This window comes from Brevundimonas sp. C43, from assembly GCF_030732185.1.
GTDB classification, from domain to species: domain Bacteria; phylum Pseudomonadota; class Alphaproteobacteria; order Caulobacterales; family Caulobacteraceae; genus Brevundimonas; species Brevundimonas diminuta_C.
This window is the reverse complement of the sequence record NZ_CP132231.1, coordinates 722,694-748,827: the sequence shown is the minus strand read 5'-3', so window position 1 is coordinate 748,827 and position 26,134 is coordinate 722,694. Positions and strand designations below refer to the sequence as shown.

The window sequence follows — 26,134 nt, the reverse complement described above, 5'->3', positions numbered from 1 at the left end:
GGTCAAGCCTCGGACAGTTCCCTGGGGCCGCCTTCGCGCAGTTCCTGGGCTTCCCACTCCTCGATCTTGCGGGCGGTCCATTCCGGCGACTTGGTGAAGCGCGCCAGGACGCCGTAGATCACCGGCACGACGAACAGGGTCAGGACGGTGGCGAAGATGGCGCCGGTGAAGATCACCACGCCGATCGTCTGACGGCTGCCGGCGCCTGCGCCTTGCCACAGCACAAGCGGCAGGGCGCCGAAGGCGGTTGCGATCGAGGTCATGATGATCGGACGCAGACGCAAGGACGACGACTCGATGATCGCCTCCCGGATCGACCGCCCCTGGTCGCGCAGCTGATTGGCGAACTCGACGATCAGAATGCCGTTCTTGGCCGCCACCCCGATCAGGATGATCAGGCCAATCTGACTGTAGATGTTCAGGCTGGAGCTCGCCATCAGCAGGCCGAAAAGCCCGCCCGCCGCCGCCAGCGGCACCGTCAGCATGATGACCGCAGGCGTGATCCAGCTTTCGAACTGGGCCGCCAGAACCAGGAAAACCAGCAACAACGCCAGACCGAAGGCCGCGAACACGGCCCCGCCCGCCTCCTGCTGATCGCGCGCCGCCCCGCCCCACTGGGTGACGACGGCGCCTTGCGGCTGCTTGGCCGCCTCGGCGTTGAGGAACTGGATCGCATCGTCGATGGTGGTGCCGGGATTGAGGTCGGCCTGCAGGGAGATCGCGCGCTGTCGGTCCAGTCGGCGACGGTCCGGCGTGTCGCCGCTGGTCTTGGTCGTGACCACGGCCGACAGCGGCACCAGTTGGCCGCCCCCAGTTGCAACATACAGGGCTTCCAGGTCGGCAACCTCGCGACGATTATCGCGCTCGGTCTGCAGGATGACATCGTATTCCTGACCGCCCTTGATGTAGGTCGTGGCGCGGCGAGAGCCAAACATGGTCTCCAGCGTGCGGCCGATAGACTGAGACGAAACGCCCAGCGCCGCCGCCTTTTGCGGATCGACATCGACCAGCAGACGCGGCGAGTTCGGCTCATAGTTCAGGCGTGGACGCGAGAAGCCGGGATTGGCCTGGGCCGCAGCCAGCATGGGCTGAAGCCAGGCGTAGATCTGCTGGTAGTCGCTGCCGGTCGCGATCAACTCGATGGAGTTGGAGTTGCCGCCGCCCCGCTGGAAGGCGCCGGGAGTAGAGGCGTTGACCTGGGCGCCCGTCTGGCCGCGCAGCTTGCCGTTCAATTCCTGAGCGATCTCGGCCGCCGAGCGGTCGCGCTTGGACCAGTCGGCGAGCGTGAGAACGGCGTTTCCCGAGTTGAAGCTGCCGCCGCCGAAGCCGGGCGCGGACACCAGATAGCTGTCGGCCTCGCCGCTGGTCTTGTATTCGGCCAGCAGGGGCTCCAGCCCCAGCATGATCTTGCGGGTGTAGTCGAAGCCCGCGCCTTCGGGCCCGGCGACGCGCACCGTGACCCGGCCGCGATCCTCGTCCGGCACCAGTTCGTTGGGCAGGGTCAGGAAGATGCCGCCCGCGCCCGCAGCAACTAGCAGGATCAAGGCGCCGACGCCGATCACGGCGATGCGACGGCCCAACAGCATGTCCAGCGACCGGCCATAGGACGACTTCAGCCGGTCCATACTCCAGTCGACCTTGCGCGCCACCCAGCCGCCGCCATGGGCGGGTCGCAGAATCTTGGAGGCCAGCATCGGCGACAGGCTGAGCGCCAGGAAGGCGGAGAAGGCCACGGCCGCCGCGATCGCCGCCGCCAGCTCTACGAACAGACGCCCGACATATCCGGGCAAGAACAGCAGGGGCGCGAAGACCGATAGCAGCACGATGGTCGTGGCCACGACCGCGAAGAAGACCTGGCGCGCGCCGCGTTCGGCCGCGACCAGGGGCGGTTCGCCCAGGTCCAGGCGACGCTGAATATTCTCGACCACGACGATGGCGTCATCCACAACCAGGCCGATCGCCAGCACCAGAGCCAGCAGCGTCAGCAGATTCAGCGAAAAGCCCAGCGGCGCCAAGACGATGAAGGTCGCCAGCAGACAGATCGGCGCCACGATGGACGGGATCAGCGCGGCCCGCAGACTGCCCAGGAAGATGAAGTTGACCAAGGCCACCAGGGCCATGGAAATGCCGATGGTGATCCAGACCTCGTCGATCGCGTGCGAGGTGAAGACCGAGTTGTCGGATCCGACCTCGATGGTTACGCCCGGCGGCAAGGTCGGCCGGATTTCCTCGATCATCTTGTGGACGCCGTCCGAGATGGCGAGGTCGTTCGACTGCGCCTGCCGGGTCACGGCCAGGCCGATCTGATCCATCCCGTTGCCGCGGAACAGACGACGATCTTCTTCCGGCGCCTCCTCGACGCGGGCGATGTCGCCCAGGCGCGTCACATAGGTCGGCTGCCCCTGAATTATGGCAGACGAGCCGCTGCCGGTCCCTGTGGCGACTGTCGCCGAGGTCGAGGCCGAGCCGCGCGTGCCGATTGGCAGTTGGCGGAAGTCTTCCGGTAGGGCGTAGGTGCGCGCCACGCGGACGGTGTAGTCCTTGTCCGTCGATTCCAGCGAGCCGGCGGGCAGTTCGACGTTCTGGTTCGTCAGGGCCGTCTCGACGTCGTTGACCGTCAGGCCCCGCGCCGCCATGGCGGCGGAATCCAGCCAGATCCGCATCGAATAGCGCTGCTCGCCATAGATGTTGACCTGGGCCACGCCGGGCACCGTCGCCATCCGGTCGATCAGATAGCGGTCAGCATAGTCGGTCAGCTGAAGCCGGCTCATGCTGGTCGAGCGCAGGAAGACGATGATGATCGGCTGGCTGTCGGAATCGGCCTTAGCCACCTCAGGCGGGTCGGCCTGGTCCGGCAGGCGGCCGACCACGCGGCTGACGCGGTCGCGCACATCGTTGGCGGCATCGTCGATGTTGCGGTCCAGCGAGAACTCGATGTTCACGTTGGAGCGTCCGTCGCGGCTGGTCGAGTTGATGCGTTCGACGCCCTGGATGCCGGCGATCTGCTGCTCCACCGGCTCGGTGATCCGGCTCTCGATCACCTCGGCCGAGGCGCCAGCGTAGCTGGTGTTGACCGAGACGATCGGCGGATCGACGTCGGGCAGTTCACGCACGGGCAGGAAGAAGAAGGCCGCCGCGCCGATGACGCACAGCACGATGGCCGCGACGGCCGCGAAGACGGGCCGCCGGACCGAAACATCGGACAGCATCATTTGGCGGCGCCCGACTTGCGACCCTGGCCGCCCACGCTGACCGGTGCGCCCGGCTGAATACGGTTCAGGCCCGATCCGACGATGCGGTCGCCGGCCTCTATGCCGGACAGGATTTCAACAAAGCCGTTCTCGACGGCCCCGGTCTCGACCTCGACCCGCTGCGCGGTGGAGCCGTTCTGGCCGGGCGCGATGCGATAGACGAAGGCGCCGGCGCCTTCATATTGCACGGCCGACTCGGGCACGGCGGCGCTCTGACGCTGGCCCTGCTGGACCGCTACACGCATCAGCATGCCGGGACGGATGCGACCACCGGGGTTCGGGAACTCCGCGCGCGCGGTTGCGGCGCGGGTCGTTTCGTTGACGCGCGTGTCGATCAGGGCGATCCGGCCCGTGAACGGCTCGTCGCCATAGGCGTCTGCCGTCGCGGTCAGCTGGGCGCCGGGACGCAGCAGGTTCAGATAGCGCTCAGGCAGGGGGAAATCGACGCGGATCGTCGAGGTGTCGTCCAGCGTCGTGATCACCGCGCCCGGGTTGATCAGCGTGCCGGGCGTCACCGTGGTCAGACCGACACGGCCGGAGAAAGGCGCCCGGATCACCCGGTCGCCCCGACGGGCCTGGGCCGCCTGCAGCGACGCCCGCGCGGTTTCCAACCCGGTCTCGGCCTGTTCCAGCATGACCTGGGGCGCGATGCCCCGGTCGGCCAGGGCCTTGTAGCGATCGTATTCGCGCTGGGCCTGATTGACGTTGGCGCGAGCCTCGATAATGGCGGCGTCTTCTTCACGCGCTTGGAGTTCGACCAGTGGCGCGCCGGCCGAGACGTACTGGCCGTCCGCGAACAGGACGCGGGTGATCAGTTCGGTGGTCGAAGAGGTGACGTTCACCGACCGCTCGCCGCGCGCCACGCCCAAAACGCGAATCTGATCCGAGAAGGGTCGCTGCGCTACGACGGCCTCGGACACCTGCTGCGCTCCGCGTCCGCGACCGCCACCCGGCCCAGCCGCCTTCTTTTCATCTCCAGCGGAGACTTTGACGATGGCGGCGACGACCATCAGGGCAAGCAGGACGGCGGCGGCGACGAGGAAGAAGTGACGTTTGATCACGCGGGGGTCTCTCGGTCAGGGGGACGCCGCATGCATTACCGGGTAATGAAGTGCGCGCAATGTTACGTATCAGTAACGTGCCGGATCACATTTTCCGTCGCAGAAATCTTCCCTAAAATCTTCGCCAGATCGCGAGAACGGGCCCGCGACTGATGGGAATCTCCTGGCCTGCGACGGTTTGTCTCCATCCGGCCTGCATGCTCCACGCACCGAAATCGCGCACGACCGAGGCTTCTAGGGACAGCCAGCGCGCGCCGCCGTCGGCCGCGCCGCCGAACGCCTGACCCAGCACCATCCAATCTTCGCTGATCCGGGCGCCCGCCGTGGCGTCGATGCGGGTTTCATCCGGCAGGCCGTCGCGAAGACGGCGTGCGGCCTGAAGCTCGACAAATGCGCCCTCCATTCCCCAGCGCTCGCCCATGTCGCCGAGGGACCGGCCGACCGAGACTCGCGCCTCCCAATCGTGATCGCCGACGCCCGGCGCGGCATAGCCGGCGTTGCGCCCCTCCCCGGCCTGAGTATAGCCGCCGTAAAGGCTGACGGCGTTTCGGTCGTCGCGCCAGACCTGCCAGGTCGCACCGATCTCGATGGGGCCGCGCCCGCTGTACTCGACGAAGGCGTCCTCGCCGTCCTGCCAGTCCGCCTTCAGCTGAAGCGTCAGCCGATCCGCCACGCCGTATTCGGCGAACAGAGCCAAGGTCGCGTCACGCCGCCGGCCAGGCAGGTCACGCTCATCGCCAGCAGCGTCGAAGCCGGCCTCGGCGCTCAGCCGCTCGTATTTGACGATGGCCTGGCCCTTGCCCTTCGGCTGGGTCCAGGCGCCGGCGAGCGCTTGGGTCGGCGTCAGCGCCGCGAGGACCAGCGCCCCCGCGATAAAGGGAACTAGGCGTCGTAGCCCGGCGACTTGCGATCCAGCTGTCGCAACGCGCCCGGCCAGGCCAGAGACGAGATGAAGCCGATGCCGCGCCCCTGCTCTTTGGTCTCGGCCTGCGCCTCGTCCGGCGCCAACAAAATATGCTCGCGCCCGCCAGACAACGCCGCAACCTGCTGCGCGCAGGCTCTCTCCAGAAAGAAGATGCCGATCCATGCCTGAGCCGCCGTTTCCCCGACCGCCAGCGTGCCGTGGTTTCGCAGCAGCATCAGCGGTTTGTCCCCCAGGTCGGCGACCAGACGTTCGCGTTCGTCATGGTTCAAGGCCAACCCCTCGTACCCATGATACGCAACCTGATGCTGTAGTAAACACGCGTTCTGACTGACGGGGAGCAAACCTTCAGCCTGAGCCGCAACGCCCACCCCGTTCACCGTATGCAGATGAATGACGAACTTGGCGTCCTCGCGCGCGGCGTGGACGGCCGAGTGGATCGTGAAGCCCGCCGGATTGATGAAATAGGGCGTGTCCTGGACGATATTCCCTTCCAGATCGACCTTCACCAGCGACGAGGCCGTGATCTCGTCGAAGTAGAAGCCGTAGGGATTGATCAGGAAATGATGCTCCGGCCCGGGCACGCGCGCCGAGATATGGGTGAAGATCATGTCGTCCCAACCGTTCAGGGCGACGAGCCGATAGAGGGCCGCCAGCTCGACGCGGACCTGCCATTCAGCTTCGGACACGCGCGACTTGATCGAGGGACTGGTGCCGTCCGCCATGATTTCCTCCTGCCTCTGGATGGGCTTTTACAAACCGTCACCCCGCGCGGTCGCGTCGTCAAGCCGACAAGGCCGCCGTTGACGTCACGTCACCCGCTGCGGCGACCTTGCTTAACCCGGTCTTCATCACGCAAGCATATGGTTAAGCATCGTCGCCGGTTCGGGGAGCCGCCTTGTCTGTCGTTCAACTGGAGCCGCCCCGCGACGCCTGGGACGACCGGACTGTGTCTGAGCTTCTGGCGCTGGCCAGCAGCCGTTCGGCCGACGACCGTCAGCGCCTGCTGCTCAAGGTCACCTCCCTCTGTGAATCCAATCCGCCGCCGCCCAAGGTCGCGCCGCTGCTCAGCGACATCTTCCTCGCTCTGACAGCCCAGGCCGAGCGGGATATTCGCCTGGCCCTGTCCGAACGGATCGCGGGCGTCGACTGGGCGCCGCCTGCCTTGGTCAACATGCTGGCGCTGGATGAGATCGAGATCGCCCGCCCGGTAATCACCTCCAGCCCGCTTCTACAGAACGCCGACCTGATACGCCTGCTGATCGAAGCGACGCTGGAGCATCAGATCGCCGTCGCCCGGCGCCCGCAGCTGGCGCGGCCGGTCGTGGACACCATCGTCGATCGCGCCGAACCCGTCACCATGACGGCGCTGGCTTCCAACCGCACGGCCGACATCAGCGAAGACGCCATGCGCAAGCTGGTCGATCACTCCCGCCGCATCGCGGGCCTGCGCGCGCCGTTGACGCGTCACCCCAGGCTGAACGAGCAATTGGCTCAGCAGCTTTATCAATGGGTCGGCCAGGCTCTGCGCCAGTCGATCGGCGAACGCTTCCGCATCGACGACGCCCAGTTGAATGCGGCGGTTCAGGACGCGGCGGCGAAGGCTGTCGGCAGTCCCGAGTGGCGCGCCATGTCCGCCCGGATGACCGAAGATCGCACTCGCATCGACGCGGAACGACGACTGGTGGAAAAGCTTCAATCCGCCGGTCAACTGCGTCCTGGCCTGCTGGTGCGCGCGCTGCGAGAACAGCGTTTCGAACTGTTCGAACAGACCTTGGCGGTCCTGGGCGGCTTCAGCGAGGCCCAGGTGCATCACGCCATCCGGGCTCCAACCGCCGAGCCGCTTTATTTGGCCTGCATCGCCGTGGGCGTGGATAAGGCCGTCTTCGCCTCCCTCTTGGTCGAGGTGCGCAAACTTTCGGGCGGAATGCCTGCCGACGGCGGCTGGAAGGCGACGCCGATGAGCGCGCACGCCGCCTCTCGCGCCTTCCATCAGATGATGCACAAGCCCGCGACCGTTTGACTCTGCGCCCAAGCTCGGGCCACGTCGCCAAGTGATTCAGTCAAGCCCCTCTCCCGTGCCGTCGTCGCCCCGATTGGCCTTCGTCGCCAGCGACCGGCCCGAAGCCCAGGCTGCACGCAAGGCCTTGATCGACCGCTATGGCGCTGTGCCCGAAGACGAGGCCGATGTGATCGTGGCCTTGGGCGGCGACGGGCAGATGCTGGAAACCCTGCACGGCAACCTGCGCCAGCGCACGCCGGTGTACGGGATGAACCGGGGGTCGGTCGGCTTTCTGATGAACGATTACGACGACAACGGTTTGCTGGAGCGAATCGCGACGGCTGAAAGAACGGTCATCCACCCGCTTCAGATGGACGCCTGGACCGAAAGCGGCGAGGTGCACACCGGCCTGGCCATCAACGAGGTGTCGCTGCTGCGCCAGACACGCCAGTCGGCCAAACTGCGCATCACCGTGGATGAGCGCGTGCGGCTTGAAGAACTGTCCTGCGACGGCTGCCTCGTAGCAACGCCTGCGGGATCGACCGCCTATAACCTGTCGGCTCACGGCCCGATCATCCCGCTGGACGCCCGCATCCTGGCCCTGACGCCGATCAGCGCCTTCCGGCCGCGTCGCTGGCGCGGCGCCCTGTTGTCGCACGGCGCCAAGGTGCGGTTCGAAGTGCTGGAGGCCGACAAACGCCCGGTCTCGGCCACCGCCGACAACTTCGAGGTCCGACGCGTCGCCCGCGTGGAGGTGCGCGAGCGTCGTGACGTCACCCTGACCATGCTTTTCGATGCGGGCCGGTCGTTCGACGAACGCGTGATGGCCGAACAGTTCGCCAACTGAACGGTCACGGCTTCTTAAGCCCGCTACCGTATCTTGGCCTGAACGTCCTATGGAGCCCGCCATGAGCAATCCGGCGCAGATCACCCCTCCGACCAACTCGCTGCGGCTCAAGGTCGGCGGCGGCTTCGGCATCAACGCCGACGCCATCGCCAAGGCTGAGGAGGCGCTGAAAGCCATGTCGGCCCAGTTCGGCCAATGGCTGAACGACGAGATCGTCAAGCTGGACAAGGCCCAGGCCGACATCCGTGAGCAGGGCTACACCCCCGCCACCGCCGAGGCCCTGTATTTCCGGGCTCATGATCTGAAGGGTTTGGGCACGACCTATGAATATCCGCTGGTAACGCGCATCGCCGGTTCGCTGTGCAAGATGCTGGACGACGCCGATCGCCGCATGACTGCGCCCATCGCCATCCTGGACGCGCACATCGACGCCATCCGCGCCGTCGTCCGCGACCAGATCAAGACCGACGAACATCCGACCGGCCGCGCCCTGGCCGAAACGCTGGAAGCCCGCGTCGCCGATCACCTCGCAGGCTGAAGTCCCTCCAGCCGCTTGCGAAGGCCCGTCGTCTCCGGCGGGCCTTTTCTTTGAGCCTGATCGGTTGAGACGAATCGCTTCGCGATCTCGTCGATACCGTGAATCAGGCTCTCAGGATCAAGCTGCGCTGGCGGCGGTCAGGCTGAGCGACGGCGACTGATCCAGCCGCTCCATCAGATAGGCCAGATCGTCGCGCAGCACCGCCGGACGCTGGGTCAGGAACCGCTCCAGCATCTGATCGCGGAAATAGGCGCTCGATGTATCGATCCCCTCCGCCGCCAGCGCGCGCCAGGTGTCGACGCCCGCGCGGAAGGCCTGGAACAGGCGCGGCGGCAAACCCGCGCGATCATAGATGGCCTTCAGCCCAAGCGGACCGGCGTCGTGCACCATCAACCAGGCGCGGTGATGCGGCGTGTTGGCCAGTTCGGCCAGCCCGTACTCGAACATCGCCATCTGACCCCGCGCCAGTCCGCGCAACAGCAGTGAAGCGTTCAGGACACGACGGGCGTTCAGCTGGGCCATGAACGCCGCCAGATCAGTGCTGACGCTGGCCTGATCGACCAGATCGACCGTCATCCGCTCACGAGAGTATTGGGCCAGACGGATCGCGGTTTCCGGCGCCACAGCGTGATGGCTGATCAGATGTTCGCGCACCGCCTCGCTGGCCAGCTGGATCAACCGTTCGGTCACATGCAGCGGCAGGACCTGGCGATAGGCCACGGCGGTCAGGACTTCGGGCGCTTCGGCGAAACGATCGACGACCGTCGCCAACGCGCCTTCGGACAGGTCGGCGTTGTCATTCGCCGCCAGGGTGCGAACCGACTGCTCGCATCCTTCTGCCGCCAGCACGGTCGCGACATCGCGCGACACCCGCGCCCGCCCCGCCACGGCGACTTGGCGCACGACCGATCCGGCGCGCACGATCTCGATCAGATCCTCGTCGCTGAACGCCGGCGACGAGGCGATGATCGGCAGGGCGATGCTGTCCAGATCGCCGGCCAGCTTGCGCGCCACGTCGTTGGGAATCAGATCGGACGCCTTCAGCGTGACGGCCATGGCGCGGCGCACCAATTCGGCGGCGTCATTGGCCAGCAGACGCAGGATTTTCTGCGCCGCCGCCCGGTCGTCCTCATTCAGTTCCGCGCGCTCCATGTTGCGGCACAGCTTGTGCGCCGCCTCGGCCCGCTCATCGTCGTCCGTCGCCTTGATCAGGCGTCGAATGTCCACTTCTGTCAGGCGGGCGCGGAAGGCGGTCATGGACGGCTCGTGATGGAATCGGACGTTGATCCCAGAATGAGACTGCCATGCTTAACGGGCGGTTTACCATCGGTTGCAATGCAACGACTCAGGTTGTTTCCTTGCCATTTGGCGAGAAAGCGCCGCCGAAGCCGCTGCTCGACGATCCGTCCTGACCGAGCAGTAGCGCAAGCAGCCCTTGATCCTGCTTCAGCCGATCCAGACGCGCGGCCAGCATCTGGTCCTTGTCGCTCAGATTCGGCACAGCGTATTTCGTCTCGCCGGCTCCGGCGGCGGGTGCGCCCTCGCCGGCTGTGCGCTGCAGATTGGCGTGGACCTCGGCGACCGTGGCGGCGCGTCCATTGCGATAGAAGATGCTGCGATTGGCCCGCGCGGCGTCCGGGAACAGGGCAGCGGCGCTGCCTCCCGGATTGCGATCCATCGCCTCCATCAAACCGGCGGCGCCGGCCGGCCCCAGAAAATGAGCCGCATACAGATCCCCGGCGCCCGGTTCCTTGCCTGTGCGTCCGCGCAGATAGGCGGCGTTGGACGCCGTCAACTCAGCCGCCATGGTCGAGGCCGCATGCGGATCGAATCGAAGGTCCAGCACCACATTGCGCGCCGAACCCTCGACGCGCCAACGGCCGTCCGAACCGCGATGGATCAGGTCGGCGTACTGGCCATAACCGTGCTGGGCCCCGTGCTGCTTGACCGTGCCCAGCCAGGTCTGTTCGATGAATTGAAACAAGCCGGCGGCCGACGAGGTCGGAGCCTTGGCCGACGGGTTCATCGCGCTCTCGCGCCGCGCGGTCTTGACCAGGAAGTCATAGTCCACGCCAACGGCGTTCGATGCGCGCCGGATGGCCGCTTCTACCCCGCCTGTCGATGGAATCGCTCCGATACCCATGTGCGAAGGGTCGGCGAACGTAGTTAATCAACTCTTAATTCTTAACAGACGCGTTAACGCCTCGACCTTCGTCGAACGGGAAAACTTCGCCGTAAAGCCGCCACAACCTGCGCGCTCAACTTCCAGTTACGGGCGCTGCGGGGGCGGTGAACGAGGGAGTGACGTTATGATGATCCGTGCTGCCGGTGGTCCCGGCTTGATCAGCCCGATCGACTTCGGGGAACGCAAGAAGCCTATCCCGCGCTGGATGCTGGGCGCCATCGGCGTCTCGGTGGTCCTGCACGTTGCGGCGGGGGTGGCGCTGTATAATCAGCGGTTCGAGTTGAGTGCGGCGCCCATCGAAGACATCCTTGACCCGCCGGTCTCGGTGATGATGGCGCCGCCCAAACCCAAGCCCTTGCCCACGCCTGAGACGGCGGCGCCGCCCACGCCCATTCACAAGTCGGCGATCCCCGTGCCCTCGACGGTGCAGACGATCCCGCTGACGCCGCCCGAGCCCGGCGTCTTGACCGCTCAACCCGGTCTGCCGACCATCAGCGTCGCCCCCACCGGCGTCGAGGGCGGCACGGCGACCGTCGAGACGCCGCCGCGTCCGCCGTCGGTGATCAACAATCCGTCTTGGGCCAGCCGTCCGTCGGCGGCGCAGATGGCGCGCGCCTATCCGACCCGCGCAGCGGATAACGGCACGCCGGGTTCGGCGACGCTCAGTTGCGTGGTCAATGCGGACGGCGGCCTGAACGGCTGCCGGGTCGTGGGCGAGACGCCGAGCGGCCAGGGCTTCGGCCGCGCCGCGCAGAGCCTGACGCGGTCGTTCCGCATGAACCCGCGCACCGTGGACGGTCGCCCCGTCGACGGCGCGACCGTCAACTTCACCGTCCGGTTCGCGATGGAGGGCTAGAACCGACCAGGGTCGAGGGCGCGGGCGTGCGGCGACGCCGTCCGCCCCTCGATCGCATCGGCGACCACGGCGCCGACCAAGGGCCCCAGCAGCCAGCCGTTTCGACGTGGCGCCAAGGCCATGAACAGACCCTCTGCACCGGGCGCCGCGCCCGCGAGCGGCAGACCATCCGCCGTCGCGCCCCGGATGCCGACGCGCCATTCGATAGACAGCGGCTCAGGCGACCGCCCCAGCGCAGCCCAAGCCGCCTGCGTCAGGCGCTCGGACGCCTCGGCATCCGGCGCCGTATCCCGCCGCCCCGGCTCCATCGTCGCTCCGATGACCGCGCCACACGCCATCGGCGCGACATAGGCGCCCGGCCCGCGCACGACATGATCGACAAGATGTCCGACTGCGACGCCGATCTGTCCCCGGATCGGCTCGATATCTGCGATCAAACGGCGCGCGGTCTCGGGCAGACCCGCAATGGCGTCACCAGCGCCGGTGGCCAGCACGACCGCCTCCGCATCCAGCCACTGATCGCCGACTTCGAGCCGCCAGCCGCCATCGGTGCGGGCGATCGTCGTCACCCTTCCCGCGATCACAGCCTCGCCCAGCGACTGCCTCAGCGCCTCTAGAGCCTGTGCTGGCTCAACCTGATAATCGTCATCGGTCGTGACGCCGGCGCCATCGCGCCGCGCGTCGAAGCCCAGCGCGCGCAACCGCGTCTCCATCGCCTCCACGTCGCCGGCTCGCCATTCGGCGGGTCGATGCGCCAGAGCGATGCCGGCTGCCGTCGCGAACGCGGGCCACAAATTACGGCCTACTCGGAACAGCCGCGCGCGATCAACGGATACGTCGTCGATGGCCGATTCCATCGCCGGGGCGATCATCCCGGCAGCCACCAGGGAGGCGTTCACCTCGCCCGGATCGACCACCACTGCCGCCCAGCCGCGCCGATGCAGTTCGAACGCCGTGCAAAGGCCCAGCACGCCGGCGCCGACAATCACGATGGGAGAGGAAGACGTCACGGGTCGTCTGATCGACCCGCGACGATCCTATTGCAAGATGGCGTTCGCCTATTCCGCCGCCATCGAGGCCGCGCCGGCGTCGTCCAGACGCGCGACCAGGGCCGAGTGCTGGTCCCACAGGGCGGTCGGCAGACGATCGCCGAACTGGCGATAGAAGTCGGGGATCAGCGCCGCCTCCTCCGCCCAGACGCCTGCGTCCACGTCCAGCAGGGTCGACAATTGCGCCGCCGTCAGGTCCAGGCCTGACAGGTCCAAGGCCGTGACTGACGGCACGCGCCCGACCGCCGTGTCGACCGCCTCGGCGTCGCCGTCGATGCGCTCGCTGATCCACTTCAGCACGCGCGCATTGTCGCCGAAACCGGGCCAGACGAAGCGGCCGTCCTGATCCTTCCTGAACCAGTTGACGAAGAAGATGCGCGGCAGTTTCGAGGCGTCTCGCCCCTGGCCCATCTTCAGCCAGTGGGCGAAATAGTCGCCCATGTTGTAGCCGCAGAAGGGCAGCATGGCGAAGGGATCGCGGCGCAGTTCGCCCACCTTGTTCTCAGCCGCCGCCGTGCCTTCGGACGCCACGGTCGAGCCCATGAAGACGCCGTGCTCCCAATCGAAGGCTTCGGTCACCAGCGGCACGGCGCTGGCGCGACGCCCGCCGAACAGGATCGCGTCGATCGGCACGCCCCTGGGATCTTCCCACTCCGGCGCGATGGCCGGGCACTGGCTGGCGGGCGCCGCGAAACGGGCGTTGGGATGGGCCGCCGGCTCGCCTGACGACGGATCGTGCGGACGGCCCTTCCAGTCGGTCAGGCCTTCGGGCGTCTCCTTGGTCAGACCCTCCCACCAGACGTCCCCATCGCTGGTCAGGGCGGTGTTGGTGAAGATGGTGTTGGAGGCCAGGGTTTCCAGCGCATTGTGATTGGTGTTGCGGCTCGTGCCTGGCGCGACGCCGAAGAAGCCGGCCTCGGGATTGACCGCATACAGTCGCCCGTCATCGCCGAACCGCATCCAGGCGATGTCGTCGCCGATGGTCTCGGCGGTCCAGCCCGGCAGGCTGGGCTGCAGCATGGCCAGGTTGGTCTTGCCGCAGGCGCTGGGGAAGGCGGCGGCGACGTATTTCGCCCGGCCCTTCGGATCCGTCAGCTTCAGGATCAGCATGTGCTCGGCCAGCCATCCCTCATCGCGAGCCATGATCGAGGCGATGCGCAGGGCGTAGCATTTCTTGCCCAACAGGGCGTTGCCGCCATAGCCCGAACCATAGGACCAGATTTCCCGCGTCTCGGGGAAATGAACGATCCATTTGTCGTCGTTGCAGGGCCAGGCCACGTCCGCCTGACCGTCGGCCAGCGGCGCGCCCAGCGTATGGACGGCCGGCACGAAGACGCCGTCCTCGCCCAGCTGATCCAGCGCCGGTTTGCCCATGCGGGTCATCACACCCATCGACAGTGCGACATAGCCGCTGTCGGTGATCTCGACGCCCAGGGCGCTGATCTCGGACCCCAGCGGGCCCATGCAGAACGGGACGACGTACATCGTCCGCCCGGCCATGCAGCCGTCGAACAGACCGTCAAGACGCTCACGCATCTCGATCGGATCGGCCCAGTTGTTGGTCGGGCCGGCGTCAGCCTCGTCATCCGAGCAGATGAAGGTGCGGCTCTCGACGCGCGCCACATCGCGGGGATCGGAGGCGGCGTAGTAGCAGCCCGGCCGTTTGGTCTGATCCAGCGCCTTCAGCGTGCCCTTGGCCAGCAGGTCGGCGGTAATGGCTTCTTTCTCGGCCTCTGAGCCGTCGCACCAATGGACCTTGGCGGGCTTGGTCAGGGCGGCGATCTGCTCGACCCAGGCGATCAGCCCGGCATGGGCGGTGGGCGCCGGGCGCAAACCAGGCGTGGAAGGATTGGACAAGGACGTCTCCTGAGCAAAAAGAGCCCGGCGATCTGACGCCGCCATGACCCGACACATAACGATCACGCACTGTTACAAGCGGAATGCGCCGTCGTTTCCGCCACGTCAAACCGCGCACGAAAGCGCCGTTGTCTACCGGTGTCGTCGGCAAAAGATCGCAGATGCGAGAGCGCCGTCGGAGCGGTAGAAGGGCCTGTGCAAACACTGGATTCTCTCACTGTGCTGCCTGACGGCGCGCTCACTTCGCCCGCCGCGCGTCGAAACGCCGATGCGATTCTTCGCGTGCTCCGCGCCCATCTGCCGGCGCGTGGATCGGTGCTTGAGATCGCGTCCGGATCGGGCGAACACGCCGCCGCCTTCGCCGCCGCCCTGCCGGATATGGATTGGACGCCCAGCGACCCCAGCGACCAGGCCCGCGACAGCATCGCCGCCTGGAGCCGTCAGCTCGCTGTGTCGAACCTGAACCCGCCGTTGTCCCTCGACGCCAGCGATCCTATGACTTGGCCGACCGACACGTTCGACGCTCTCTATTGTGCGAACATGACGCACATCAGCCCCTGGTCGGCGACCGAGGGGCTGATGGATCTGGCCGGTCGAGTCTTGCGACGCCCCGGCGGCCTGCTGGCGCTTTATGGCCCCTACCGCGAGTTCGAGGATCCGCTGGCGGAGTCGAACGCGGCCTTCGACGCCAGCCTGAAGGCGCGAAACGTGGATTGGGGCTTGCGTGATCGCGAAGCGGTCGAGGCCCTGGCCCGCTCGCATGGCCTTGCGGCCACGCTGCGGGTTCAGATGCCGGCGAACAACCTGATCCTGCTGTTTCGCGCCGTCTGATCAGACGATCGCGCCGACCAGTTTCGACAACTCGGCCCGCTCGTTCAGCAGGGTCACCCCCCCGTCCTTGAACACCGCGCCCTCGGCATTGGCTGACACGCCGAAGCTATCGGCCGCCAGCGCGACGCCGTCCGCGAAGGCGATGACCGTCAGGCCATTCACGCGCGCCAGGTCGATCAGCGACCGCACGGCCGCCAGCGACGCCTCGTCCGTCGAACCGCCTGGCACGACCAGACCCTTCAAACGCCCCTCGGCGATGTCCTTGGCCGTTGCGGTGGCCAGCACGGTCACGCCGCCGGCGATCAGGCTGGCGTCGCCCGTTGAGATCGGGGCCAGGCCCACGCCCTCGGCCCGCAACGCGCCCTCCACGTCGCCTAACTCGCCAAACGCCATGTCACGCCGCATCACCAACCCCATGCGCAGACGGGTGGGAACAGGACGGTTGTAACCGGTGCGACGGGGGCCTGAGGAAGATTTGTTTTGAGCGAACAAGACGTCTCCTTGAGATGTTTCAATACTGATACAGATCCGACAAGCGACGCTGTCGAACCACCCACGCCGATGACCAGAAAAAAGAAAATCGACGGGTCCGACGCGTGTCGTCCCGCACTCTTGATCATTTGTGGAATGCCGCCAGATATAGTGGAGATCCCGTCTGGATCAACCTGCCAGTTTGAAAAGACTGGCTTTGCTGATCCTGAAAATGGCGACCCGCTTGCTCGCGATCCCGCCCGGCTCTAGACAGCCGCATCGACTGGACGACGGAATTGCATGGCTTTCACCCGCACCTATGACGGCGACGAACCCGTTCGCGTGAACAAGTGGCTGGGCCAGACCGGCGTCTGTTCGCGGCGCGAGGCCGATACCCTGATCGCCAATGGTCTGGTCTCCATCGATGGCGAGACGATCAGCGACGCCGGCCGAAAGATTCAACCCGGCGAAACCCTGACCCTGAACGACACCGCCCAGGCGGCCTTGGCGACGGGCATGACCCTGGTGCTGCACAAGCCGGTCGGTTACGTCTCGGGCCAGCCCGATCCGGGCAAGACCCCGGCCGTGCGACTGCTGAAGACGCCCAATCGTATCGGCGAGGGCGAGACGCCTGCCCGCGACGCCTCCCTGCCCCCCATCGGCCGGCTGGACGAAGATTCACGCGGCCTGTTGCTGCTGTCGTCGGACGGCGTCGTCGCCAAGGCGGTGATCGGCCCGGCGTCCGAGCTGGACAAGGAATATCTGGTCGTCGTCGAAGGCCACATCACCGAAGGCAAGCTGAGCAAGCTGCGCCACGGCCTGTCGCTGAACGACAAGCCGCTGAAGCCCGCCCGTGTCACCCAGACGGGTCCGCAAAGCCTGCGTTTCATCCTGACCGAGGGCAAGTATCGCCAGATCCGCCGCATGTGCGAACTGGTCGGGCTGGAGGTCGTGGATCTCTATCGCATCCGCATCGGCCCGCTGGAGCTGGGCGACCTGCCTGAGGGTCGCTGGCGCCACCTGACCGATCAGGAACGCGCGATGCTGATCGCGGCCTCGACGACGCCGCCAGCGCCCTGATCGAGCGCCCTAATCGAGCGCCCTAATCAAGCGCTCTGAACCACCGGTCAAGCAGTTGGGCCTCCGCACGGCGCGCCTCGGTGCGTTCGGCGGCCTCGGCATCCACGCCCCACAGCTCTTCCTGGAACAGCTCGTCGATCCGCGACAGGTCGAACGCCGCCCCGCCATCCAACGCCCCCTGCTCCACCGCCAAGGCCAATACAGCCGAACCCAGCAGAGGCACGGCCGTCGCCAGTCCGGTCAGGCGGAAGTCGCCCAGTGACAGGGCATGCGCTTTCACCTTTGCGATGGCGTCAGGCGACTGCGGCCGATGCACGATGCCTTCGACCGGCTCCAGCGCCACACCCATCTCGCGCGCGGCCCAATCGCGCCAGGGACCCCACTCCCGCGCCTGCCGTTCGACCAGCGGCGTCGGATGCTCAGCCAGATAGCAGACCACGTCCGATCCGGCATAGGCCGCGATCTCATCCGCCACCGCCTCGCGCGCCTGACCGATCCGGTCGATAGCGGTCGAGGCCAGCCGCGTCGCGGGCATGGTCGACGGATCCAGAAACTGCCCTTGCGCCGCCCATTCGTCGGCGACCAACTGCGCCGCAGCCTGCGTAGGCAGGATCAGCGCCGCCTTGTCCGGCGTCTTCGGCGTGCGCCCATCCAGCAACACGGCCCAGCCCCCGTCTGCATGCGGCCCCACCGTCGCTTCGGTCCAGAAGCGGGAGATGCGGTTTTCTGTCTCGCGGAACCCTTTGCGAGCGGCGACCATGGGATCGAGCGGAGGGATATGGCTCATCGGAGTCTCTTTACGCCCAGGAAGGGATCGTCTTCGGCCTCGTCCTCGGAGAAACCGAAGTGGGCGAAGCCGGCTTTCATCTCGGGGCTCAAAGGGGCGGTGACCTTGAGAACGCCGCCGCGCGGGTGGTCCAGTTCGATGCTGCGGGCGTGCAGTTGCAGCTTCAGGGAGCCTGACAGTTCGCGCGATTTCTCGTCGCCGTATTTCGGATCGCCCAGGATCGGATGGCCGATCCCCGCCATATGGGCGCGCAGCTGGTGGGTCCGTCCAGTGAAGGGGCGCAGCGCCATCCATGACGCCCGGTGCGAGGCGCGGCTGATGGTCGAGAACGCTGTTTCGGCCGGTTCGGCGCGCGGGTCCTTGCGCTCGGCCGGTCGCATCATTTCGAAGTCGTTGATGCCGGTCTTCTTCAGCGGCATGTCGATCTGACCCGAATAGGGTTTCGGATTGCCCATGACGATGGCCCAATAGGTCTTCTTGGCCTGCCGCCGCGCAAAGGCGCCCGCCAGTCGCTTGGCCGCCTCCGGCCCCTTGCCCAGCAGCAGGACGCCCGAGGTGTCGCGGTCCAGCCGGTGGACCAGGCGCGGTCGCTCCAATCCCTCGCCCCAGGCCGACAGCAGACGGTCGACGTGACGGCTCGTCTTGGTCCCGCCCTGCACCGCCAGGCCATGCGGCTTGTTCAAGGCGATGACCATGTCGTCTTCGTACAGCACCAGCGACTTGGCGAAGGCGATGTCCCTTTCGGACAAGGTGTGGGCGTCCCCCGCTTGGCGAGAGGTGTCATCGGGGATCGGCGGCACGCGCACGGCGGCGCCGGCGGTCAGTCGGCCTTCGGGCTTGATGCGGGCGCCGTCCACGCGGATCTGACCGCTGCGGGCCATTTTTTGCACCTGGATGTTGGACAGGTGCGGCCAGCGCCGGCGGAACCAGCGGTCCAGCCGGATGCCGTCCTCGTCCTCGGCGACATAGATCGTCAGGACTTCGCGTTTGGGCGCATCTGCTGCGGGCGGCTGATCGGTCAAGCGGGAACTCCAAAGGCGCGGCGGGCGACCATCAGGCCGACGAACAGGGCCGCGATCGCCAGAACCACCGAGCCAATCACATAGGCCGCGGCCAGGCCGATCTGGCGGCGCTCGATCATCTGCACCGCTTCAAGCGAATAGGACGAAAAAGTCGTGAACCCGCCCAACATGCCGACGGCGGCGAACAGGCGCACCATCTCCTGCTGCGCCCCGCCCCGGAACGCCAGCCAGCCGACGAGCAAACCCATCAGCAGACCCCCGGCGACATTGGCGGCGAAGGTGCCCACGGGCCAACCGGCATTGGGTGCGAGCCGCCCGGCAGCGAGGCCAAGGCCATAGCGCGCCATGGAGCCGATGGCGCCACCTGCCGCAACGAGAAGAAAACGTGTCATCGTGCGGCGATATATACGCCGCCCGCGCCGAAAGCGATGGTCAGCGCGGGATGGAGCTCTGGACCGCGCGCGCGTCATAGGCGTTCGGACGATCCGGCTTCTGGCCGCGTCCCAAAACGACTTCCAGCGTCGTCGAGGTCGGCTGCGGCCCACTGAAGTTCAGACCGAGGCCCACGCCGACGCCCGAGGCTGAATAGCCGCCATATCTGCTGCTGCCGCCGCCGATGGAAACGCTCGGGCTGACGCCGCCTGCGCCTCCCGGCCGCCCGTCGGTCCAGCTCTGCGTTACCTCGAACCAGTCGTAGCCTTGTTCGGTGGTCAGGTCGGCGGCGCGCACCAGCGCCCAATCAGCGACACGGCCCGCGGCGCCGACGCCGTTGTAGGTGACACGATAGCGGTTGGATTCAATCCGCTGCTCGGAATACCCCTGTCCGTTCGGTCCCATCTGCGCGCCATAGGGCGCCAGGCTGGCGCAGGCGGTCAAAGCCAGGGCGGAAAGGCCAGTCAGGGCAAGGGCGAGACGCTTCATCAGAGGTATCCTTTCAACGACATAGCGCCGAAACGCACACGGCGTTCCCTGAAGCGCCCGCGCCTAAAGACCCAACGCCGCCCTGAGCGTCGCGAAATCCTCAGGCGGCGGGGCTTCGGCCGTGGTCGTCCCGCCCTCGGGATGCGGAAAGCTCAGTTTAGCAGCGTGCAGCATCAGGCGCGGCGCCGGCCCGACCGCCGTGATCAGGGCGCCGCCGTAGCGCACGTCCCCGATCAACGGCCGACCAATATGGGCCATGTGCACACGCAGCTGATGCATCCGCCCGGTCAGCGGCTCCAGCTCGACCACGGCCCCTTCAGGTCCTGCGGCCAAGGTCCGATAGCGGCTCTGCGACCCTTGCGCGCCCGGCGCGTCAAAGGTGACGACCCGCATATAGCTCTCGCGCCCAATCTCCTCGCGGCGCAACGGCGCGTCGATGGTCGCCGCCTTGGGATCAGGCGCGGCCGACAGCAGGGCCAGATACTGTTTCCTGAAACGCCGCATCTGCAACGCCTTGCCCAGAAAACTGGCCGCCGGCTTGGTCTTGGCCGCCAGGATCACGCCCGAGGTGTCGCGATCCAGCCGATGCACCAACTCCGGCCGCTTGCCGTTTGACCGCGCGAACGCCCACAGCAGGTCGTCCAGCGTATGCGCCTTGATCCGCCCGCCCTGACTGGACAGGCCCGGCGGCTTTGAGAACGCGATGACGTGCGCATCCTCGTGGATCACCCACGACCGGACGGCGGCGATATCATCGGATGAAAGATCGGCAGGAACGCGGGTCACGGGGCGTCCATACGCGACGGCGCGCCCTGCGTCAGCCCATCAGCGCAGCACGCCGCGTTTGCGCATATTGAACGCATAACCAAAAAGCAGAATCGCAATCAGCAGGATGACGATCGGCATCCAGCTCATGGCCGCCAGTTCGGGCGGCGCCGGCGGCGGAGGATCGATCAACTTGCCATAGATCAGGCTGATCAACGCGCCCACTAGCGACAGACCGAAAGCCGGAACCGCCCAGCGCCGGCGCAGAAGCAGCATCACCGAACCGATCACCGCACCCCACACTCCCAGCGTCCACGGCAGATACATCCAGCCGGGCATGGCCTCGTAATAGGCGACCATGGCGTCGTCGAAACCCGCCGCCCGCATGTAGGCCTCGCCCCGCGTCGTAGTCTGGATGAAGTCGAACGCTCCGAACCCGTTCCACAACAAAGACAACACGCCCACCAGCCACAGATGCCAGGGCGTTTTAACCGTCTCGATCATCGTCCCCTCCCAAGGATGTCAAGCCGGAACGCTAACCCCCTTATCGACTGGCAACAATGAACAGCGTTCAGTCAGTCGCCGGACGCGTCCGCCCCCAGCCGTGCTCGCATCTCGGCCCAGCGCTCCAAACGCGCCTTGACCTTCTCCTCGTGCCCCTCGCCCTTCGGCTTGTAGAAGGTGCGACGGTCCATCTCGTCGGGAAAGAAGTTGGCGCCCGAGAAGCCCTCGGGCGTGTCGGGGTCGTATTGATAGCCCTTGCCGTACCCCAGCGACTTCATCAGCTTGGTCGGGGCGTTGCGGATATGGGCGGGCGGCATCAGCGAGCCTGTCTCATAGGCCGCCTTCTTGGCCGCCTTGAACGCCTCATAGACCCCGACGGACTTGGGAGCCGTGGCCAGGTGCACCACCGCCTGGGCCAGGGCCAGCTCGCCCTCGGGACTGCCCAGGAAGTCGTAGGTGTCCTTGGCGGCATTGGCGACCAGGATCGACAGCGGATCGGCCTCGCCGATGTCCTCGACCGCCATCCGCACGATCCGACGCGCCAGATAAAGCGGGTCCTCCCCCCCGTTCAGCATGCGCGCCAGCCAATAGAGCGCCGCGTCGGGGTCGGATCCCCGAACCGATTTATGCAGTGCGGATATGAGGTTATAGTGTTCTTCTCGGCTCTTGTCGTAGGCGGGCGCCCGGCGTTGCAGCACGCCCGCCAGCCCCTGCACGTCCAGCTTTTCGCCCTCAGGCAGGTCGAACAGCACCTCCGACATGGTCAGCAGATACCGCCCGTCGCCGTCGGCCAGGGCCAGCATCGCCTGACGGGCCTCCGGCGTCAGCGGCAGGGTCCGGTCCATATGCGTCTCGGCCCGGCTCAGCAGTTGATCCAGCGCCGCATCGTCCAGCCGTTTCAGCACATAGACCTGACTGCGCGACAAGAGGGCGCCGTTCAGCTCGAAGCTGGGGTTCTCGGTCGTGGCCCCGACCAGTGTCACCACGCCTGCCTCGACGAACGGCAAAAACCCGTCCTGCTGGGCGCGGTTGAAGCGGTGAATCTCGTCCACAAACAGCAGCGTGCTCTGTCCCGCCGCACGCCGCATCCGCGCCGCCTCGAACGCCTTCTTCAGGTCGGCGACGCCCGAAAACACCGCGCTGATCGCCTGGTATTCATAGCCCGCGGCCTGGGCCAGCAGGCGCGCAATCGTGGTCTTGCCCGTCCCCGGCGGTCCCCACAGAATCATGGATCCCAACCGCCCGGCCTCGATCATGCGCCGGATCGGCCCGCCTGGCCCCAGCAGATGATCCTGCCCCACCACCTCGTCCAGCGTGCGCGGACGCAGGCGGTCGGCCAATGGGGCGTCGGGGGGCAGAATGCCGGAAGCTTCGAACAGGTCGCTCATGGGTGCGACCTATGTAGGCGTTCGCCAAAGGCTTTTCACGCGTTAGTATGGCGAACCGCCACGGAGACCGCCCCATGACCGACGCCAATCCGAACCAGGGTCCGACTTCCGGCGTGACGCCCCACCTGACCATCCCGTCGCGCGGGGCCTCTGCGGCGATCGACTTCTACATCATCGCCTTCGGGGCCGAGGTGTTGGACCGCCGTCTCGCCGACGACGGCGAGCGACTGATGCACGCCCACCTGAGGATCAACGGCGCCAGCGTCATGTTGAATGACGAGTTTCCGGAATACGGCGGTTCCCAAGATGTCCGCCCGGCCGGCGTGACCCTGCACCTTCAGGTCGCCGATCCCGACGCGTGGTGGACGCGCGCGATGACTGTCGGCGGCGCTGAACCCGTCTTGGACATGGCCGATCAGTTCTGGGGCGACCGCTACGGCGTCCTGCGCGACCCCTTCGGCCACACCTGGTCGATCGGCGGGCCGACGAAGGCGTGACGACCTATCTCAGCACGCCGCGAATCTGACGGCCGCCACGATTGACGACGACCTCCCATGGGCCGCGACCGGAACTGGCGGCCTCGACATCGCGGGCCGAGCCGATGGCGCGGCCATTGATGCTGACGATCAGGTCGTTCTGGCGGAAGCCGGCGCGCGCCGCATAGCCGCGCCCGGACACGCCGGTCACGATGACGCCCGTTGCGAACGGATCGCCCCCCAGGCGGTCCGCTAGAGCCGGGCTAAGCGCCACGACCTCGGCGCCGGCGAAGGGGCCGGACTGGATCGTCGTCCCCTGTTTGGGATCGGCGTCGCCCGGCAGGGTCTGAACCCGCGCGGTGAGCGTCTGCGCCCGACCGTCGCGCAGGATGGACACCTGCACCTGATCGTTCGGATTGCGCGAGCCGACGCGATAGTTCAGCCCGTTCTGGTCGTTGATCTCCTGACCATCGACGGCGGTGATGACATCGCCCTGACGAATACCGGCGCGCGCGGCCGGGCCGTTGGCGTAGACGTCAGTGACGACCAGCCCCTGCGGCCGGCTCAGACCCAGGCTGCCGGCGATGTCGCCAGTCACAGTGTCGCCCTTCACGCCCAGCCAGGGCCGCACCACAGCCGTTGCGCCGCCCAGCGCGCTGTCGACGACCCGCTTGACCATGGCAGCCGGCACGGCGAACCCGACCCCTGCCGAGGAGCCCGAGCGCGAGAAAATGGCGGTGTTGATGCCGATCAGGTCGCCGTCCATGTCCACCAGCGCCCCGCCCGAATTGCCGGGATTGATGGCCGCATCGGTCTGGATGAAGGAGCCGCTGTCGGAAATGCCGGTCTCGGTCCGGTTCAGGGCCGAGATGATGCCGTTCGTCACCGTCTGACCCACGCCGAACGGATTGCCGATGGCTAGGACCAGATCGCCGACCTGCTGCTCTTCCTGATCGTCGATGGCCAGCACCGGCAGGCGGTCGCTGACGTTTTCCAGCCTCAGCACCGCGATGTCGCTGCGCTCGTCGGCCAAGATGACGGTGGCCGGAAACTCGCGCCGGTCGTTCAGCACCACCTTGATCTGCTGGGCGCCGTCAATGACGTGGTTGTTGGTCACCACGATCCCGTCCGAACGGACGATGACGCCGGACCCCACGGATTCCGCCACCCGCGCCTGGGGGATGCCGCCGCCAAAGAACTGGAAGAAGGGATCGGCCTGCACCCGTTGCACGCTGCGCGCCGAGATATTGACCACGGCCGGCGCGGCGGATCGCACCACGGGCGCGAAGCTGGACTTCATCCCCGCCGCATCGGCCGGGGCGGTGCGCGTCGGTTGGGCGAACTCGCCCTCCTGCGCCTTCGAATTCGAGGGATTGCCGCACGCCGACAGGGCGAAGGCGGCGGCGAGCACGATCGATCGGGTCTTCATGGGCATCCGAGACTGGGGCATCCGAGACTGGCAAGCGTAGAATGACGCCATTCCGCACCCAGTTTCGGGCCGGATCAAGGCGTGTGACTGTCATCAACGGACAAGCTTTACAGCCGTTCCGTCCGGCCGCCTGCCCGCCATATTTGCCCTTCTCGCGCAGGATCGCTACATCCGGCCAAACCTCCCAATCCGACGAAACCCGAAGGGCGCACCGCACCTCATGGCGCAGCAATATATTTTCCAGATGCAGGGTCTGACCAAGACCTTCCCCGGCGGCCGCAAGATCTTCGAGAACATCTGGCTCAGCTTCTACAACGACGCCAAGATCGGCGTCGTCGGCGTCAACGGCTCGGGTAAGTCCACCCTGCTGAAGATCATGGCCGGCCTGGACAACGAGTTCAACGGCGAGGCCCGCGCCGCCGACGGCATCAAGCGCGGCTATCTGGAGCAGGAGCCGCAGCTCGATCCGGCCCTGAACGTGCGGCAGAACGTCGAGGCCTGGTGCGAAGAGAAGCAGTGGGTCAACCGCTTCAACGAAGTCGCCGCCGAACTGGGCGAGAACTACACCGACGAGCTGATGGAGGAGATGACCTCCCTCCAAGAAAAGATCGACGCTGGCGACGTCTGGGACATAGACGCCCGGATCGACCAAGCCATGGGCGCCCTGCGCTGCCCCCCCGACGACTGGGAAGTCACCAACCTGTCCGGCGGTGAAAAGCGCCGCGTGGCCCTGGCCCGCCTGCTGCTGTCCAAGCCCGACATGCTGCTGCTCGACGAACCGACCAACCACCTGGACGCCGAGTCCGTCGCCTGGCTGCAGCACCACCTGGAAAACTTCCCCGGCTGCGTCATCCTCGTGACCCACGACCGCTACTTCCTGGACCTCGTCACCAAATGGACGCTGGAGCTGGATCGCGGCAAGGGCCACCCGCACGAGGGCAACTATTCCTCGTGGCTGGAAGCCAAGACCAAACGCGTCGTGCAGGAACAGTCGGAATCCGAAGCCCGCCAGCGCGCCCTCACCCGCGAACTGGAATGGGTCCGTTCGGGCGCCAAGGCCCGTCAGGCCAAGTCCAAGGCCCGTCTGGCCGCCTACGAGCGGATGGTCGAGGAACAGGAATCGATGCGCGGCGCCCAGACGCACGCCCACATCCAGATCCCGCCTGGCCCGCGCCTCGGCAACGTCGTTCTGGAAGTCGAGGGTCTGCAAAAGACCTATGGCGACAAGACGCTGTTCGACAACCTGACCTTCAAACTGCCGCCCAACGGCATCGTCGGCGTCATCGGCCCCAACGGCGCCGGCAAGTCGACCATGTTCAAGCTGATCACCGGCCAGGAACAGCCCGACGGCGGCTCCATCCGCGTCGGCGAGACGGTCAAGCTGGCCTATGTCGACCAGTCGCGCGACGACCTGAAGCCGGATGAAACCATCTGGCAGGCCATCTCGGGCGGCACCGACGTGATGATGGTCGGCAAGCGCGAGATCAACACCCGCGCCTATGTCGGCAGCTTCAACTTCAAGGGCGGCGACCAGCAGAAGAAGGTCGGCCAACTGTCCGGCGGTGAGCGTAACCGCGTGCACCTGGCCAAGACCCTGGCCTCGGGCGGCAATCTGATTCTGCTCGACGAACCGACCAACGACCTGGACATCGAGACCTTGCAGAACCTCGAAGAGGCCCTGGAAGAGTTCGCGGGCTGCGCCGTGGTCATCTCCCACGATCGCTGGTTCCTTGACCGTCTGGCCACCCACATCCTCGCCTTCGAGGGTGACGGCCATGTGGAATGGTTCGAGGGCAACTTCGAAGCCTACGAACAGGACAAGATGCGTCGCCTGGGCGCCGACAGCATCATCCCCAAGCGCATCCAGCACCAGAAGTTCGGCCGCTGATCGC

General features: G+C 66.6%; 25 protein-coding genes. 8 read left to right on the top strand and 17 right to left on the bottom strand.

Annotated elements, in window-relative coordinates:
• Positions 1-2: 2 nt before the first annotated feature.
• From Q9R14_RS03695 to Q9R14_RS03680, 4 genes are all read right to left on the bottom strand, one after another.
• A complete protein-coding gene (locus Q9R14_RS03695; RefSeq protein ID WP_306004115.1) occupies positions 3-3,209 on the bottom strand; it encodes an efflux RND transporter permease subunit in 3,207 nt (1,068 codons plus the stop codon).
• Positions 3,209-4,312 (bottom strand): efflux RND transporter periplasmic adaptor subunit, encoded by a 1,104-nt coding sequence (locus Q9R14_RS03690; RefSeq protein WP_306003540.1) that lies wholly within the window; start codon positions 4,310-4,312, stop codon positions 3,209-3,211. Before Q9R14_RS03690 ends, Q9R14_RS03695 begins: the two co-directional genes overlap by 1 nt.
• A gap of 112 nt (positions 4,313-4,424) precedes the next feature.
• Positions 4,425-5,009: a hypothetical protein gene (locus Q9R14_RS03685; RefSeq protein WP_371929756.1), complete on the bottom strand. Its 585-nt coding sequence runs from the start codon at positions 5,007-5,009 to the stop codon at positions 4,425-4,427.
• Between the two features lie 185 nt (positions 5,010-5,194).
• Positions 5,195-5,959, bottom strand: a complete 765-nt coding sequence (locus tag Q9R14_RS03680) for a class II aldolase/adducin family protein (protein WP_055754843.1) — start codon at positions 5,957-5,959, stop codon at positions 5,195-5,197.
• 173 nt (positions 5,960-6,132) lie between these two features.
• Here Q9R14_RS03680 and Q9R14_RS03675 point away from each other — a divergent pair, with 173 nt between their 5' ends.
• The 3 genes from Q9R14_RS03675 (at position 6,133) to Q9R14_RS03665 (ending at position 8,621) form a co-directional block, all read left to right on the top strand.
• Positions 6,133-7,257, top strand: coding sequence for a DUF2336 domain-containing protein (locus tag Q9R14_RS03675; protein WP_306003539.1), 1,125 nt, complete (start codon positions 6,133-6,135; stop codon positions 7,255-7,257).
• A gap of 55 nt (positions 7,258-7,312) precedes the next feature.
• Entirely contained in the window at positions 7,313-8,083 is a 771-nt protein-coding gene (locus Q9R14_RS03670) for an NAD kinase (RefSeq protein ID WP_055808736.1), read from the top strand.
• 61 nt (positions 8,084-8,144) lie between these two features.
• Positions 8,145-8,621 carry an Hpt domain-containing protein gene (locus Q9R14_RS03665; RefSeq protein WP_168189913.1) on the top strand — a complete coding sequence of 159 codons (477 nt, stop codon included), beginning with the start codon at positions 8,145-8,147 and terminating at the stop codon, positions 8,619-8,621.
• Positions 8,622-8,738: 117 nt separating this feature from the next.
• Here the strand turns inward: Q9R14_RS03665 and Q9R14_RS03660 are convergent, their stop codons facing one another.
• Together Q9R14_RS03660 and Q9R14_RS03655 are read right to left on the bottom strand one after the other, a co-directional pair.
• Positions 8,739-9,878: a DUF2336 domain-containing protein gene (locus Q9R14_RS03660; protein WP_306003538.1), complete on the bottom strand. Its 1,140-nt coding sequence runs from the start codon at positions 9,876-9,878 to the stop codon at positions 8,739-8,741.
• Positions 9,879-9,966: 88 nt separating this feature from the next.
• Positions 9,967-10,764: a transglycosylase SLT domain-containing protein gene (locus Q9R14_RS03655; protein ID WP_026108427.1), complete on the bottom strand. Its 798-nt coding sequence runs from the start codon at positions 10,762-10,764 to the stop codon at positions 9,967-9,969.
• A gap of 166 nt (positions 10,765-10,930) precedes the next feature.
• On the opposite strand from Q9R14_RS03655, the gene Q9R14_RS03650 reads away from it, so the two are divergent.
• Positions 10,931-11,662, top strand: a complete 732-nt coding sequence (locus tag Q9R14_RS03650; RefSeq protein ID WP_306003537.1) for a TonB family protein — start codon at positions 10,931-10,933, stop codon at positions 11,660-11,662.
• Here the strand turns inward: Q9R14_RS03650 and Q9R14_RS03645 are convergent.
• Both Q9R14_RS03645 and Q9R14_RS03640 read right to left on the bottom strand, forming a co-directional pair.
• Complete coding sequence (locus tag Q9R14_RS03645; RefSeq protein WP_306003536.1) at positions 11,659-12,672, bottom strand: FAD-binding oxidoreductase; 1,014 nt, start codon at positions 12,670-12,672, stop codon at positions 11,659-11,661. The two genes, Q9R14_RS03650 and Q9R14_RS03645, sit on opposite strands and share 4 nt — an antisense overlap.
• 48 nt (positions 12,673-12,720) lie before the next feature.
• On the bottom strand, positions 12,721-14,568 hold the full coding sequence (locus Q9R14_RS03640) for a phosphoenolpyruvate carboxykinase (GTP) (protein WP_306003535.1): 1,848 nt from the start codon (positions 14,566-14,568) through the stop codon (positions 12,721-12,723).
• A gap of 195 nt (positions 14,569-14,763) precedes the next feature.
• On the opposite strand from Q9R14_RS03640, the gene Q9R14_RS03635 reads away from it, so the two are divergent.
• Complete coding sequence (locus tag Q9R14_RS03635) at positions 14,764-15,399, top strand: DUF938 domain-containing protein (RefSeq protein ID WP_371929755.1); 636 nt, start codon at positions 14,764-14,766, stop codon at positions 15,397-15,399.
• Here Q9R14_RS03635 and Q9R14_RS03630 read toward each other — a convergent pair whose 3' ends face one another.
• Positions 15,400-15,804 (bottom strand): hypothetical protein, encoded by a 405-nt coding sequence (locus tag Q9R14_RS03630; RefSeq protein ID WP_295197077.1) that lies wholly within the window; start codon positions 15,802-15,804, stop codon positions 15,400-15,402.
• Between the two features lie 366 nt (positions 15,805-16,170).
• Between Q9R14_RS03630 and Q9R14_RS03625 the strand changes: the two genes are divergently transcribed.
• Positions 16,171-16,950 (top strand): pseudouridine synthase, encoded by a 780-nt coding sequence (locus Q9R14_RS03625; protein WP_306003533.1) that lies wholly within the window; start codon positions 16,171-16,173, stop codon positions 16,948-16,950.
• 22 nt (positions 16,951-16,972) lie between these two features.
• On the opposite strand, the gene Q9R14_RS03620 is transcribed toward Q9R14_RS03625, so the two are convergent.
• The 7 genes from Q9R14_RS03620 to Q9R14_RS03590 form a co-directional block, all read right to left on the bottom strand.
• Complete coding sequence (locus tag Q9R14_RS03620) at positions 16,973-17,737, bottom strand: ATP12 family chaperone protein (RefSeq protein ID WP_306003532.1); 765 nt, start codon at positions 17,735-17,737, stop codon at positions 16,973-16,975.
• Entirely contained in the window at positions 17,734-18,759 is a 1,026-nt protein-coding gene (locus Q9R14_RS03615) for an RluA family pseudouridine synthase (RefSeq protein ID WP_306003531.1), read from the bottom strand. The genes Q9R14_RS03620 and Q9R14_RS03615 overlap by 4 nt, the downstream gene beginning before the upstream one ends.
• Positions 18,756-19,151, bottom strand: coding sequence for a fluoride efflux transporter CrcB (crcB, locus tag Q9R14_RS03610; RefSeq protein ID WP_306003530.1), 396 nt, complete (start codon positions 19,149-19,151; stop codon positions 18,756-18,758). Before crcB ends, Q9R14_RS03615 begins: the two co-directional genes overlap by 4 nt.
• A gap of 40 nt (positions 19,152-19,191) precedes the next feature.
• Complete coding sequence (locus Q9R14_RS03605) at positions 19,192-19,680, bottom strand: hypothetical protein (RefSeq protein WP_306003529.1); 489 nt, start codon at positions 19,678-19,680, stop codon at positions 19,192-19,194.
• Positions 19,681-19,743: 63 nt separating this feature from the next.
• Positions 19,744-20,466 (bottom strand): RluA family pseudouridine synthase, encoded by a 723-nt coding sequence (locus Q9R14_RS03600; RefSeq protein WP_306003528.1) that lies wholly within the window; start codon positions 20,464-20,466, stop codon positions 19,744-19,746.
• 39 nt (positions 20,467-20,505) lie between these two features.
• Positions 20,506-20,949: a hypothetical protein gene (locus Q9R14_RS03595; protein WP_306003527.1), complete on the bottom strand. Its 444-nt coding sequence runs from the start codon at positions 20,947-20,949 to the stop codon at positions 20,506-20,508.
• A gap of 71 nt (positions 20,950-21,020) precedes the next feature.
• The gene (locus Q9R14_RS03590) at positions 21,021-22,337 is read right to left on the bottom strand and encodes a replication-associated recombination protein A (protein WP_306003526.1); all 1,317 of its coding nucleotides are present in this window, start codon (positions 22,335-22,337) and stop codon (positions 21,021-21,023) included.
• Positions 22,338-22,411: 74 nt separating this feature from the next.
• On the opposite strand from Q9R14_RS03590, the gene Q9R14_RS03585 reads away from it, so the two are divergent.
• Positions 22,412-22,834: a VOC family protein gene (locus Q9R14_RS03585; protein WP_306003525.1), complete on the top strand. Its 423-nt coding sequence runs from the start codon at positions 22,412-22,414 to the stop codon at positions 22,832-22,834.
• Between the two features lie 4 nt (positions 22,835-22,838).
• On the opposite strand, the gene Q9R14_RS03580 is transcribed toward Q9R14_RS03585, so the two are convergent.
• Positions 22,839-24,242 (bottom strand): Do family serine endopeptidase, encoded by a 1,404-nt coding sequence (locus Q9R14_RS03580; protein ID WP_306003524.1) that lies wholly within the window; start codon positions 24,240-24,242, stop codon positions 22,839-22,841.
• A 220-nt stretch (positions 24,243-24,462) separates the two neighbouring features.
• On the opposite strand from Q9R14_RS03580, the gene ettA reads away from it, so the two are divergent.
• A complete protein-coding gene (ettA, locus tag Q9R14_RS03575) occupies positions 24,463-26,130 on the top strand; it encodes an energy-dependent translational throttle protein EttA (RefSeq protein WP_306003523.1) in 1,668 nt (555 codons plus the stop codon).
• The last annotated feature ends 4 nt before the right edge of the window (positions 26,131-26,134 follow it).

Bases quoted from the DNA above. Each gene is read 5' to 3' on its own strand.
- Q9R14_RS03605 (WP_306003529.1), bottom strand. From the start codon at position 19,680: ATGAAGCGTCTCGCCCTTGCCCTGACTGGCCTTTCCGCCCTGGCTTTG.
- Q9R14_RS03695 (WP_306004115.1), bottom strand. From the start codon at position 3,209: ATGCTGTCCGATGTTTCGGTCCGGCGGCCCGTCTTCGCGGCCGTCGCG.
- Q9R14_RS03660 (WP_306003538.1), bottom strand. From the start codon at position 9,878: ATGACCGCCTTCCGCGCCCGCCTGACAGAAGTGGACATTCGACGCCTG.
- Q9R14_RS03580 (WP_306003524.1), bottom strand. From the start codon at position 24,242: ATGAAGACCCGATCGATCGTGCTCGCCGCCGCCTTCGCCCTGTCGGCG.
- Q9R14_RS03585 (WP_306003525.1), top strand. From the start codon at position 22,412: ATGACCGACGCCAATCCGAACCAGGGTCCGACTTCCGGCGTGACGCCC.
- Q9R14_RS03630 (WP_295197077.1), bottom strand. From the start codon at position 15,804: ATGCGGCGTGACATGGCGTTTGGCGAGTTAGGCGACGTGGAGGGCGCG.
- Q9R14_RS03620 (WP_306003532.1), bottom strand. From the start codon at position 17,737: ATGAGCCATATCCCTCCGCTCGATCCCATGGTCGCCGCTCGCAAAGGG.
- ettA (WP_306003523.1), top strand. From the start codon at position 24,463: ATGGCGCAGCAATATATTTTCCAGATGCAGGGTCTGACCAAGACCTTC.
- Q9R14_RS03590 (WP_306003526.1), bottom strand. From the start codon at position 22,337: ATGAGCGACCTGTTCGAAGCTTCCGGCATTCTGCCCCCCGACGCCCCA.
- Q9R14_RS03665 (WP_168189913.1), top strand. From the start codon at position 8,145: ATGAGCAATCCGGCGCAGATCACCCCTCCGACCAACTCGCTGCGGCTC.
- Q9R14_RS03680 (WP_055754843.1), bottom strand. From the start codon at position 5,959: ATGGCGGACGGCACCAGTCCCTCGATCAAGTCGCGCGTGTCCGAAGCT.
- Q9R14_RS03595 (WP_306003527.1), bottom strand. From the start codon at position 20,949: ATGATCGAGACGGTTAAAACGCCCTGGCATCTGTGGCTGGTGGGCGTG.
- Q9R14_RS03625 (WP_306003533.1), top strand. From the start codon at position 16,171: ATGGCTTTCACCCGCACCTATGACGGCGACGAACCCGTTCGCGTGAAC.
- crcB (WP_306003530.1), bottom strand. From the start codon at position 19,151: ATGACACGTTTTCTTCTCGTTGCGGCAGGTGGCGCCATCGGCTCCATG.
- Q9R14_RS03655 (WP_026108427.1), bottom strand. From the start codon at position 10,764: ATGGGTATCGGAGCGATTCCATCGACAGGCGGGGTAGAAGCGGCCATC.
- Q9R14_RS03650 (WP_306003537.1), top strand. From the start codon at position 10,931: ATGATGATCCGTGCTGCCGGTGGTCCCGGCTTGATCAGCCCGATCGAC.